Annotated in this window: 9 protein-coding genes and 1 pseudogene; 4 read left to right on the top strand and 6 right to left on the bottom strand. The window is 63.4% G+C overall.

Annotated features, from left to right (window positions below; all coding sequences use genetic code 11):
- Positions 1 to 116: 116 nt before the first annotated feature.
- A pseudogene (locus J2X76_RS00955) lies at positions 117 to 1,048 on the top strand (LysR family transcriptional regulator).
- Between the two features lie 105 nt (positions 1,049 to 1,153).
- Positions 1,154 to 2,944, top strand: coding sequence for an aspartate--tRNA ligase (gene aspS, locus J2X76_RS00950; protein ID WP_113130047.1), 1,791 nt, complete (start codon positions 1,154 to 1,156; stop codon positions 2,942 to 2,944).
- A gap of 68 nt (positions 2,945 to 3,012) precedes the next feature.
- On the opposite strand, the gene J2X76_RS00945 is transcribed toward aspS, so the two are convergent.
- The 3 genes from J2X76_RS00945 to J2X76_RS00935 are packed head-to-tail and all read right to left on the bottom strand — an operon-like array spanning position 3,013 to position 6,644.
- Positions 3,013 to 4,167, bottom strand: a complete 1,155-nt coding sequence (locus J2X76_RS00945) for a serine hydrolase domain-containing protein (protein ID WP_310212123.1) — start codon at positions 4,165 to 4,167, stop codon at positions 3,013 to 3,015.
- Between the two features lie 42 nt (positions 4,168 to 4,209).
- Positions 4,210 to 5,220 (bottom strand): lipid A biosynthesis lauroyl acyltransferase, encoded by a 1,011-nt coding sequence (locus J2X76_RS00940; RefSeq protein ID WP_310212121.1) that lies wholly within the window; start codon positions 5,218 to 5,220, stop codon positions 4,210 to 4,212.
- Between the two features lie 8 nt (positions 5,221 to 5,228).
- Positions 5,229 to 6,644 carry a cytochrome P450 gene (locus tag J2X76_RS00935; protein WP_310212119.1) on the bottom strand — a complete coding sequence of 472 codons (1,416 nt, stop codon included), beginning with the start codon at positions 6,642 to 6,644 and terminating at the stop codon, positions 5,229 to 5,231.
- 197 nt (positions 6,645 to 6,841) lie between these two features.
- On the opposite strand from J2X76_RS00935, the gene J2X76_RS00930 reads away from it, so the two are divergent.
- Positions 6,842 to 7,162 carry a DUF1236 domain-containing protein gene (locus J2X76_RS00930; RefSeq protein WP_113130051.1) on the top strand — a complete coding sequence of 107 codons (321 nt, stop codon included), beginning with the start codon at positions 6,842 to 6,844 and terminating at the stop codon, positions 7,160 to 7,162.
- A 78-nt stretch (positions 7,163 to 7,240) separates the two neighbouring features.
- Here the strand turns inward: J2X76_RS00930 and J2X76_RS00925 are convergent, their stop codons facing one another.
- Complete coding sequence (locus J2X76_RS00925; RefSeq protein WP_113130052.1) at positions 7,241 to 8,431, bottom strand: hypothetical protein; 1,191 nt, start codon at positions 8,429 to 8,431, stop codon at positions 7,241 to 7,243.
- Between the two features lie 257 nt (positions 8,432 to 8,688).
- Here J2X76_RS00925 and parC point away from each other — a divergent pair, with 257 nt between their 5' ends.
- Positions 8,689 to 10,971 carry a DNA topoisomerase IV subunit A gene (gene parC, locus J2X76_RS00920; RefSeq protein ID WP_310212117.1) on the top strand — a complete coding sequence of 761 codons (2,283 nt, stop codon included), beginning with the start codon at positions 8,689 to 8,691 and terminating at the stop codon, positions 10,969 to 10,971.
- On the opposite strand, the gene J2X76_RS00915 is transcribed toward parC, so the two are convergent.
- On the bottom strand, positions 10,972 to 11,229 hold the full coding sequence (locus J2X76_RS00915) for an AbrB/MazE/SpoVT family DNA-binding domain-containing protein (RefSeq protein WP_310212114.1): 258 nt from the start codon (positions 11,227 to 11,229) through the stop codon (positions 10,972 to 10,974).
- 96 nt (positions 11,230 to 11,325) lie between these two features.
- Complete coding sequence (locus tag J2X76_RS00910) at positions 11,326 to 12,192, bottom strand: DMT family transporter (RefSeq protein ID WP_310212112.1); 867 nt, start codon at positions 12,190 to 12,192, stop codon at positions 11,326 to 11,328.

Raw genomic sequence — 12,192 nt, 5'->3', positions numbered from 1 at the left:
CTTTCGGTCGGGAAGCGGTCCGGGCCGCGCTCGAACTGGATACCGGCGTGATGATAGCGGATAAATGATCTGCTATTCATAACAGTACGGACATAAATTCCGTAATTGGAGCGGTGATGGACAGGTTGGGAACGCTCGGCATCTTCGTCCAGGCGGCAGAGGGCGGCAGTTTCGTCGCGCCGCGCGGCGGCTCGGGATATCGAGTTCCGCCGTGGGCAAGGCGGTGGCGAGGCTGGAGCAGGAGATGGGCGTGCGCCTCTTCCACCGTTCCACGCGCAGCATGACGCTGACGGAGGAGGGGAGTTATTTTCTGGATACGTGCCGGCGTATTCTGTCCGAACTGGACGTGGCGCAATCGGAGCTGTCGCGGTCGCGCGCTGCCCCTCGCGGCATGCTGCGCATCAGCCTGCCGCTGGTTGGCATGCTCCTGATGCCGACCATCTCGGCCTTCATGCGCGCTTATCCCGAAATCACCATGGATCTGGACTTTACCGATCGCCTGGTGGACGTGATCGAAGAGGGGTTCGATGCGGTCATCCGCACCGGCGAAGTTCGGGACACGCGTTTGATGAGCCGCAAGCTCGGCTCGTTCCGTCATCGGATCGTCGCCTCTCCCGGCTATCTCCGGGCATCCGGTCGGCCCGAAGTGCCCCCGGACCTTCTGGATCACAAATGCCTGCACCATCGTTATCCCAGCACCGGCAAGCTCGAACCCTGGCCGCTCGCCGTCGAAGATGGCGGTGCGCGCCTGGTCTTGCCGGTCTCCGTCACCGCCAGCACGCTTGAGCCGATCATCCATCTTGCCGAGCAAGGTTTCGGCATAGCCTGCCTTCCTCCGTTCGTCATCGGGCCGCAGCTTGATGACGGGCGCCTGGTCACCTTGCTGGACGACCATATCGTCCAGACGGGAACCTTCCGCGTGCTTTGGCCCACGGGCCGCTTTCTGTCGCCAAAAATCCGTGCATTCGTGGATTTCATGGCGGATAATCTGGTTGTGGACGGCGCCGCGACTGCGACGGTCCCGGCAGGCTCCGCTGCCAAGCCTTGACAAACGGGGCGGGCCATGCGCTTTTCCCGCCGATTTTCCATTAAGCCGGCAGGCCGTGCTTCGCACGCCGAAAGACCGCAAAACTTAACCGTCCGGGATACCGAAATGCACCGTTACCGCAGCCATACCTGTGCCGCCCTCAAGAAGTCCGACGTCGGATCGACCGTCCGCCTGTCCGGCTGGGTGCATCGCGTGCGAGATCATGGCGGCGTGCTGTTCATCGACCTTCGCGACCATTACGGCATGACCCAGGTGGTTGCCGACCCGGACAGCCCCGCCTTCAAGACCGCCGAAATCGTCCGCGGCGAATGGGTCATCCGCATCGACGGCCTCGTCAAGGCGCGCTCGGAAGACACCGTCAACAAGGGCATGGCGACCGGCGAGATCGAGCTCTACGCTCAGGAGATCGAAGTGCTCTCCGCGGCGAAGGAACTGCCGCTGCCGGTGTTCGGCGAGCCGGACTATCCTGAAGACGTGCGCCTCAAGTACCGCTTCCTCGACCTGCGCCGCGAGACGCTGCACCGGAACATCGTCAAGCGCACCCAGATCATCGCCGACATGCGCCGGCGCATGGGCGAAATCGGTTTCGCCGAATATTCGACGCCGATCCTGACCGCGTCCTCGCCGGAAGGCGCGCGCGACTTCCTGGTGCCGAGCCGCATCCATGAAGGCAAGTTCTTCGCCCTGCCGCAGGCGCCGCAGCAGTACAAGCAGCTGCTGATGGTGGCCGGCTTCGACCGTTATTTCCAGATCGCGCCCTGCTTCCGCGACGAGGACCCGCGCGCCGACCGCCTGCCGGGCGAGTTCTACCAGCTCGACCTTGAAATGAGCTTCGTTACCCAGGAAGACGTCTGGAACACGATGGGCCCGGTCATGACCGGCGTGTTCGAACAGTTCGCTGAAGGCAAGCCGGTCACCAAGGACTGGCCGCGCATTCCCTATGACGTGGCGATCCGCAAGTATGGTTCCGACAAGCCGGACCTGCGCAACCCGATCGAGATGCAGGCCGTCACCGAACACTTCGCCGGCTCCGGCTTCAAGGTGTTCGCGGGCATGATCGCCTCGAACCCGAAGGTCGAAGTCTGGGCGATCCCGGCCAAGACCGGCGGTAGCCGCGCATTCTGTGACCGCATGAACGCCTGGGCACAGTCGACCGGCCAGCCGGGCCTCGGCTACATCTTCTGGCGCAAGGAAGGCGACAAGCTCGAAGGCGCCGGCCCGCTCGCCAAGAACATCGGCGAGGAGCGTACCGAGGCGATCCGCACCCAGCTCGGCCTCGATGACGGCGACGCCTGCTTCTTCGTCGCCGGCGATCCGGCCAAGTTCTACAAGTTCGCCGGCGAAGCCCGCACCCGCGCCGGTGAGGAGCTGAATCTCGTCGACCGCGATCGTTTCGAAATGTGCTGGATCGTCGACTTCCCGTTCTACGAATGGAGCGAGGAAGAAAAGAAGCTCGATTTCGCCCACAACCCGTTCTCCATGCCGCAGGGCGGTATCGAGGCGCTGGACGGCCAGGATCCGCTGACGATCAAGGCATTCCAGTATGACGCGGTCTGCAACGGCTTCGAAATCGCTTCGGGCTCGATCCGTAACCAGTCGCCGGAATTGATGGTCAAGGCCTTCGAAAAGGTCGGCCTCAGCCAGGCCGACGTCGAGGACCGCTTTGGCGGCATGTACCGCGCCTTCCAGTACGGCGCGCCTCCGCATGGCGGCGCTGCCTTCGGCATCGACCGTATCGTCATGCTGCTCGTCGGTGCCAAGAACCTGCGCGAAGTCACGCTGTTCCCGATGAACCAGCAGGCCCAGGATCTCCTGATGGGTGCCCCGTCGCCGGCCACCCCGCAGCAGCTGCGCGAACTAGCCCTCCGCGTCATGCCGACGCCGAAGAAGGACTGAGTTCCCTGAACAACGGAAAAGCCCGGCCAGGTGCCGGGCTTTTTGATTCGATCTCTGAGGATGCCCGGCTAAAGGTCGGCGGCCACGGCTTTTTTCAGGTCGAGGGTGAACTGGCCCCACATGCCTTCGAGCGTGGTATTGGTCAGCCCCACCAGCGTCACCTTCCTCGCCCGATCCATGAACCAGTGGTGGCCGTAGACGCCGCCCCATTGCAGCGAACCGGGCGAGACCGGCAGGCCCGCCTTTGCCGGATCGAGCACGATCGCCCAGCCGAAACCGAAGCCGAAGCCCGGCCGGGTCGGCTCCAGCAGGTCGCCGATCTGGTTGGTCGTCATCGCCTCGACCGTGTTTTCGGAGAGCAGCGGCGCGCCGCCCCTGGCGATGGTCTCGAGCACGGTCAGCACGTCGGAGGCGGTCCCGGCCATGCCGCCGCCGCCCGAATGATAGGAGGAGGGGTCGAAGATGCGGTCGGGCGCGAACATCACCGACCCGTCGAGAGCGCGGACCTTTTCCGTGCCGCTCATCCGCTTCGGTTCCGGCGCCCCGTCGACATAGGGAGCGGCCAGACGATTGCGGTCGGTGACGGTGAAACCGGTATCGGAGAGGCCGAGCGGCTGCATCACCAGTTCAGCGACCGCCTCGCCCAAGCGTTTGCCGGTCTCCTTCTCGATGACGCCGCCGACAACGTCCATGGAGACCGAATATTGCCAGCCGGTGCCGGGCGCGAAAAGCAGCGGCACCGAGGCGATGCGGCGCAGGTTTTCGTCGAGCGAAAGGCCCGGCTGGTCGACGCCATCGGAAACGCCGGCGCGGACATAGGGCCCGTCTTCGAGGTGGAAACAGTAGCTGAGGCCGGATGTGTGGGTGAGAAGGTGACGGATGAGGATGTCCGGTTCGGAACCGTCTTCGAGGCGGGGCCGAAAGTCGGGCAGCCATTTCGTCACCGGCTCGTCGAGCCCGATGCGGCCCTGTTCGACGAGCCGCATGGCCGCGATCGTGACGATCGGCTTGGTCACCGAGGCGAGCCGGAAGATCGTATCCTCGCGGGCAGGCAGGCCCGCTTCCCGGTCCGCAAACCCGGCGGCGCGGCGGTAGACGATCTCGCCGTCCTTGGCGACCATCACGACGGTGCCGACGAGGCGCCTGGCGGCAAGCGCGTTCTCGATCACCGCATCGATGGTAGGGCAGGGTGTCCGGGCGGATGAATGGACGGGTAAATTCATGGGACGAAATCTCCGCTAAAGACGCTTTCATCTAGGGCCGCTTTAGAGCGGGACGATCCGATGGGCGACGAAAAACCATTGGGCGAGGTGTTCGGCGACCACCGGTTCGACCACGGAATTGATCAGCTTCACGTCGTCGATCAGGCGGCTGCCGGGAGTTTCCTCCGGCGGCAGCCGGAAGGGCTCGATCGTGCGGAAGGTGAAATGCGTGCCGCGGTCGCGGGTCACGTAGACCGGATAGAGCAGCGCGTCTGTCTTGCGGGCGAGACGGGCGACGAAGGCGTAGTTGCCCTGCAGATGGGCCGGCCGGCCGAACAGCGGAGCTCTGACCTTGCCTTCGAACCCCTCGTCGCAGAAGACGATCAGGTTGCCGTTGTCTTTCAGCGTCTGAAGCGCCGGACGGACGGCATCCTTTCCGGGTTTCAGCACCGTCAGGCCGTCGCGCCGTCGCTCGCGGTTGACCAGCCAGTGGTGCATGCGGCGCTTCGGCGGATCGTAGCTGCCGGTCAGGTCCAGGCCCATGGCGACCAGCGACTGCCAGGCGACCTCCCAATTGGCGATATGCAGGCCGATGAAGATGACCGGCTGGCCGGCACACTGCTGGACGAGGTTTTCCGCGCTGACAAAACGGATGTTCCCGGTATTGGCCGCAAGACGCCGCATCACGGCATATTCCGCCCGCTGTCGCCCCTGCGAATCCGCGAATTCCCCGAGCCACGCCTCGATCTGCGCTTCTGAGGCTTCCGGCCGGATGATGCGGAAGTTCTCGCGCGCCCGGGCCGACATCGCCTTGTATCGGCGCGGTATGACATGGCGGCCGAGAAAACCGCCGATATTCGAGACGGCGCTCGCCGGCAGCATCTTGAAGGTGAAGACCATCAGAAGGTCGCGGATGTCGCGCGGGGTTTCCCGGCGCAGATGTTTAAGGAAGCGACGCCGGGCCTCGCCGCCGGCAAGGAAATCCGAAAGGCGAAGCGGCGCGCCCTCTTCGAAAATCCAGGCCTTGCGTTTCGTCGCCTTGTGGTGGTGTTCCAGCGGTCGGCTCTCTTCCATCTTGCCGCTCATCGTCGATGCAGCGTGACGGGCAGGCCGCCGCGGGGCCTGAGCGTCAGCCGGCAGATGGGCTCCACCTTGTGGCCTTCCCGCACCCGCAGCCGGAACCGCTGGGCGAGCACCGCCAGGCACAGGATCGATTCCGTCAGCCCGAACTGCAGTCCGGGACAGATGCGCGGACCGCTCGCAAACGGGATGTAGCTGTAGGGCACCGGCCGCTTGCCCCCCATGAAACGCTCCGGATTGAAGCGATGCGGATCCTCGAAAAGGGACGGGGTCCGGTGCAGGATCCAGGGTACGATCATCACCAGCGAGGCCGGCTTGATCTCGAGCGTGCCGATGCGGTCGGCCTGCTTGGCCTGGCGGGCGAGGATCGGCACCGGCGGATAAAGCCGCAGCGCTTCCTCAATCACCGCCGTGCACCATTTCAGCTTCGCCACGTCGTCCACATTAGGCACGTTGCTGCCGCAGACCGTTTCGATCTCCGCATGCACGGCTTCCTCGACCCAGGGCGCTCTGGACAGCAGATACCAGGCCCAGGTGAGCGTCGCCGCCGTCGTCTCATGGCCGGCCATGAAGATGGTGGCCGCCTCGTTGCGCAGCGCCACCACGTCGAGCTTCAGTTCGGGATTGCGCTGCTGCCGGCGGATCAGCAGCTCGACCATGGAATTGTCGTCGCCCCTGCCGGCGAGGTGATCCTCGATGACCCGGTCGATAATGGTGTGGATACGCTTCACCGAACGGCGCAGCGAGGGGGTCTTCACCAGCGGCAGGCCTTCGTCGAAACCCAGGAAATAACCGATGTTGATGGAGTCGATCAGCGCCTGATAGCTGCTGAAGCCGTCCGTCACGCTGCCGGCCTGTTCCTCGCCGAGATCGTTTCCGAAGACGCTGCGGGAGATGATCTCCGCGGTCAGGCCTGCCATTTCATAAAGCACGTTGACGGAGGCACCCTCGCCAAGCTTCGTCCAGCGCTCGACGAGTTCGAGCGATGTGTCCTTCATGATGCTGCCGAAGGCCGGTACCCGGTATTTGTGGACGATGTCGGACACCAGTGGCCGCCGCTGTTTCCAGGTCTCTCCGTCCGAGATGAACAGGCCGTCGCCGAGCAGGTATTCGAGCGCGCGGCGCATCTGCGGCGTCTTCCGCTCGAAATTCTCGTGCCGCGTCGCGACCACGTATTTGATCGCTTCGGGGGAGTTCACCGCGACGATCTGCCGGCCGAACAGCCTGATCTGGCTGACCCGCTCGGAATAGTCGCTCTGCCGCCAGATCGACAGGAAATCACGCCGCGCGGTCAGCAGCCGCTGCAGCGGGTTTTTAGGCCGTCCGCTGTAATAGGAGGGACGCGCCGGCTCGAACCGCTGGCCTGCGCCGTCGAGGGTTTCGATTGTCTGGGTGTCGGCCGCAAGCCAGGACAGCATGAAACACAAGCCTCTCGTCAAAACGACATTTGCCGATGCCTGGTCGTCTCTCCCCGCCTCGCCATCACAATCTTGTCGCTCGCGCCTGCCCGTGGCGTCAAGATGCCGGCCGGGGCTTTCCCGGTGTCAAGCGCGATAGCGGAACCATATCCGCGCGCTTGTGTTGTTAGGGCAGCAGAAGCACAGGGAGAAAAGACATGCGCAAGACCCTACTGGCCGCGTCGGCGGTCCTGATCGCACTCTCGGGCGCAGCTTACGCCCAGACGACGATCGTCACCCAGGATCCGGTCACCACCAGCTCGACCGTCGTCCTGCCCGGCGCGGTTCGCACCTACGTCATGGAGCAGAGCGTTCCCTCGGTTTCCTATCAGGGCGAGATCGCAGTCGGGGCCGCCCTTCCGGACACGGTCGAGGTGCATACGGTGGATGGCTATAACGATTACGCCTACACGGTCGTCAACGACCGCCGCGTCATCGTCAATCCGCAGACCCGGACCGTGATCCAGGTTCTGGAATAGTACGGAAACGTTCGACGCGAACATAAAAAAGCCCCGGCAAAAGATTGCCGGGGCTTTTCCGTTCTGGGACATGACCGCTCAGTCGTTGGCGGTGACCTTGACGCCGAGGACCTTCGGCAGCGTGTTCGGAGCGCCCATCGCAGCGCCCATGATCATCGGGAAGGGAACGGCATCGGCCGGTTCCGCGGTGACCGTGAAGCTGCCCGGCTTGTCGAGATAGGTGTTGACGGCGGCGCTCACCATGTTCTGCAGTTCCGGCACGTTGTATTGCGCCAGCATCATCGGCGTCATGCCCTTTAGCATCTGCGCCATGGCTTCGCCGGTGGTGCCCTGGCTCTTGCCGGCGTAGTCGAGCGCCTTCTTGGTGATGCCGGCGTCCTCGAAGCGGATTTCGGCGCTGTTGAAGGTGAGGCGCTGCATCAGGCCGAGCATAGCGAGGCCGGCTGCCTGCTGGGCTTCTTCCTTGTTCGGATTGTTTTCCATCGCCTTGGCCGTTTCGTTCGCCGACTTGATGAAGTCGAGCGTGTAGCCGGACATGCTGAAGGCGAGGTTGATCTTCCCGACCTTGGCGAAATCGAGGCCGTATTCGTCGATGTCGAGCGTGCCGTCCTTCAGCGTCCAGCTGCCGGACATGGCGACCTTGCCGTCAAGCGAGGTGATTCCGAGCTGCTGCAGGGTATCCTTCGCCTGCGCGTCGTCGACGATGCTGAGGTCGCTCTTGATGCCATTGATCTCGAGATCGAAACCGACCGAGGAGTGGTCGTCGGCGATTTCGGTGGTGACGTTCGTTTCGTCGATCGAGAAGGCCGGCTTGCCGTCGACGGTGGCCGCGATCTTGCCGACATGGGCTTCGTCGTAGAGCAGGATCGCATCGAGCCCGTCGCCGGTCGCGTTGGCCGGCACGGTGAGGCCGCTGATCGAGATGTCCGATGCGGTGAAGGTGGTCTTGTCCTCGGTGGCGTTGATATTGTCGAAGGTGACCTTGTCGACCGTGTATCCGCCGTTGTCCTCTTCGACGCCCTCGAACTTCACGGTGCCGAGCGGCAGGCTCTGCTTGCCGGCCTCGATCAGGAACTTGGCGTTGGTGAGGGTCACGTTCGACCCGCTGACGACGGCCTTTTCCGCCGAGAAGCCGGCGCCGCCCTGGATGGAGATCGCGTTGTTGATCTTGGCGACGAGATCGTTGCCGTCGAGCGCAAAGGCCGGGCCCGCGAAAGTCGAAAGCGCTGCGCCGGCGAGCAGAAGCCGGGCCTTGGTGGAGTATTGCATTGGAGTTCCTCCTGGCGGGCGACGGTCCGGCCCGCGATTGTTTAGGGTTTGTCGATAGTTCAGTCTGCTTGTTCGCGGCACCTTATAGGCAAGCGGAGTAAAAGGTTTATGGCTGTGTTCCACATTCCTTTCGTCAAAATTGCGGCTGACGATTCAGGGTAAACCAAACACTGATTCCAGTCCGGGAAAAGCCTTCATCCACAGGCTGTCGCTGCTACTTTCTTGCCGAGAATCGGGCTTTCCGCTAGTCAAGGCCCATGGGAAAAAATCTGACACCACCTTCCGGCGACGGCGGCGACAATATCCTGCCGGTCGATCTGAAAGCAGCGCTCGAAGAGCGTTACCTCGCCTATGCGCTTTCCACCATCATGCATCGCGCGCTGCCGGACGTGCGCGACGGGCTGAAACCTGTCCACCGCCGCATCGTCTACGCGATGAGCGAGATGGGCCTGCGCCCCAACGCCGCCTTCCGAAAATGCGCCAAGATCGTCGGCGAGGTGATGGGTAATTTCCACCCGCACGGCGACCAGTCGATCTATGACGCGCTGGCGCGACTCGCACAAGATTTCTCGCAGCGTTATCCGCTCGTCAACGGCCAGGGCAATTTCGGCAACATCGACGGCGATAGCCCCGCCGCGATGCGTTATACCGAAAGCAAGATGACGGCGGTTTCCGAACTGCTGCTCGAAGGCATCGACCAGGACGCGGTGGATTTCCGCGATACCTACGACGAATCGAATTCGGAGCCGGTGGTGCTGCCGGGCGCTTTCCCGAACCTGCTGGCCAACGGCACGTCCGGCATCGCGGTCGGCATGGCGACGTCGATCCCGCCGCACAACGTCCATGAGCTCTGCGATGCGGCGCTGCATCTGATCAAGCATCCGACGGCGACCATCGAGGATCTGATGGCGGATCCTGCCGAGCCAGCCAAGGGCGGTATCGAAGGTCCCGACCTTCCGACCGGCGGCATCATCATCGACAGCAGGGAGTCTATCGTCGAGGCCTACAAGACCGGCCGCGGCGGTTTTCGTGTCCGCGCCCGCTGGGTCATCGAGGATCTCGGCCGCGGCGGCTACCAGATCGTCGTCACCGAAATCCCGTACCAGGTGCAGAAGTCGCGGCTGATCGAGAAGATCGCCGAGCTGTTGCTCGCCCGCAAGCTGCCGCTTCTCGAAGACGTGCGCGACGAATCTGCCGAAGACGTGCGCGTCGTGCTGGTGCCCAAGAACCGTACCGTCGATGCGACCCTGCTGATGGAATCGCTGTTCAAGCTGTCCGAGCTGGAAACCCGCCTGCCGCTCAACATGAACGTGCTCTCCATGGGCCGCGTGCCAAAGGTGATGGCGCTCAACGAAGTGCTGCTGGAATGGCTGGCGCATCGCCGCGACGTACTGGTCCGCCGCTCGCGCTTCCGCCTGGCGGCGATCGACCGGCGCCTGGAAATCCTCGGCGGCCTGCTGATCGCCTACCTCAATATCGACGAGGTGATCCGCATCATCCGCGAGGAGGACGAACCGAAGCCTGTGATGATGGAGCGCTGGTCGCTCACCGACATCCAGGCCGACGCGATCCTCAACATGCGGCTGCGCAACTTGCGCAAGCTCGAAGAATTCGAGATTCGCACCGAAAACGACAATCTGACCAAGGAAAAGGCGGATATCGAGGCGCTGCTCGCCTCCGAGGACAAGCAGTGGCGGGTCATCGAGCACGAGATCCAGGACGTCCGCAAGAATTTCGCCAAGGGCCGCGGCAAACCTTATGCGCGCCTGACGACCTTCGCCGACGCGCCGGATGCCGATATCGAGGCGATCAACCAGGCGATGATCGAGAAGGAACCGATCACCGTCGTCGTCTCGCAGAAAGGCTGGATCCGCGCGCTGAAGGGGCATATTTCCGACACCTCGACGCTCACCTTCAAGGAAGGCGACGGCCCGAAGATCGCGTTTACGGCACAGACGACCGACAAGCTGCTGCTCGTCACCACGGGCGGCAAGGTCTACACGCTCGGTGCCGACAAGCTGCCGGGCGGCCGTGGCCATGGCGAGCCGATCCGTATCATCGTCGACATGGAGAACGACCAGGACATCCTGACCGCCTTCGTCCATGACCCGCAGCGCAAGCTGATCCTTGCCTCGACCGCGGGCAACGGTTTCGTCGTGGCCGAGAGCGAGATGGTCGCCAATACCCGCAAGGGCAAGCAGATCATGAACGTCGCCATGCCCGACGAGGCGAAACTGGTCGTGCCGGTCTCGGGCGATCACGTCGCGGTCGTCGGTGAAAACCGGAAGCTGCTGGTCTTCCCGCTCGCGCAGTTGCCGGAAATGACCCGCGGCAAGGGCGTTCGCCTGCAGCGCTACAAGGACGGTGGCATTTCCGACATCCGCTGCTTCACCATTGCCGACGGGCTTTCCTGGGAAGACAGCGCCGGCCGCTCGTTCACCCGCAACAAGGACGAGCTCCTCGAATGGATCGCCGACCGCGCCACCGCCGGCCGCGCGGTTCCGAAAGGCTTTCCGCGGAGTGGTAAGTTCGCGGGGTGATCAGCTTTTGGCGAGCGCGCTGAGGGCTACGTGATATTTCCTCATCGCCATTTTGGCGGAGAGGAGCTGACGCTGGAAATCCTCATCCGAAACCGTCTTGGGATCGAACAGTTCGATGCCGGTATCGTCGGTGCGAAGCTCCAGCATCTGGCCTTCTTTCCAACCAAGACGGACAAGGGCCTCTTGCGGCAAGACGATGACGTGGTTTTGGCCGATCTTTTGAATGGTAGTCTTCTGAACAGTACTTTTTGCACTCATTGTTTGCGACCTGTGGTGGTGTTTTGATGCTATCGCAGGAGCTTGTGCGGGCAAATATCAAATCGTTCGCGACACTGGCACCTTGACCCGCAACCTCTACACGCGCCGCATCTGCCACGCGGAATACCCGATCAGAGCGAGCACCAGGATCGACCCGCCCAGCAGCGTTTGGCTGGACGGGACTTCGGAAAAGATCAGCCAGACCCAGATCGGCGCGAGAATGGTTTCGAGCAGATAGAACATGCCGACCTCGGAGCCGGAGAGGTATTTCGGACCGGTCGCCAGGCACCAGAAGGCGAGCGGCATCATGATCGCGCCGTCGAACAGCACCCAGAAGGGATTGGCGATCGAAAAACCGCCCGTGCCGGCAAGCAAGGATACGCCGACGAAGGAAAGCCCGACCGCCGCCGGAATGATGGTCGCCACCAGCGGCACGAACCCCATGTCGATCCGCGCCGCCCGGCTGAGCGTGATCGCCAGCGCCAGCAGGAAGGAGGCGGTTGTCGCAAGGGTATCGCCGAGGATATGGCCGCCCGCAAGGCCGCCCGAGACGATCAGGCCGACGCCCGAAAACATCACCAGCATGGCGATCAGCGTCGACGGCGAGGGGCGTTCCTTGAGGATCAGCCAGCCGAGAATGGCGGCATACATCGGCGTTGAGGCGACGATGAAGACGACATTCGCCGTCGCCGTGTTGAACACGGCCCCGAGGAAGGCGATCGTCGAGATGCCGTAGCAGAACCCGGCGGCAAGCCCCGCCTTGCCGGGAATCAGAACCGGGCGGCTGGAACCGAAGCGGCGGACGAGCAGCCACAGGAGGATGGCGGCGGCGAAGGTGGCCGTGCTGCGCACCGCGACCGTCGACCACATCTCGCCTTGCCCGAGGCGCACGAGCGGCACGTCGAAGGAAAGCGCAAGTCCGCCGATCGAGGTGAGCACGAGGCCCTTCGTATGATCGTTCAT

The sequence above is a fragment of the Neorhizobium sp. 2083 genome, from assembly GCF_031455615.1.
GTDB lineage: Bacteria > Pseudomonadota > Alphaproteobacteria > Rhizobiales > Rhizobiaceae > Neorhizobium.
Note: the sequence above shows the minus strand (reverse complement) of the source record. Positions and strands in the feature narration are given on the sequence as shown.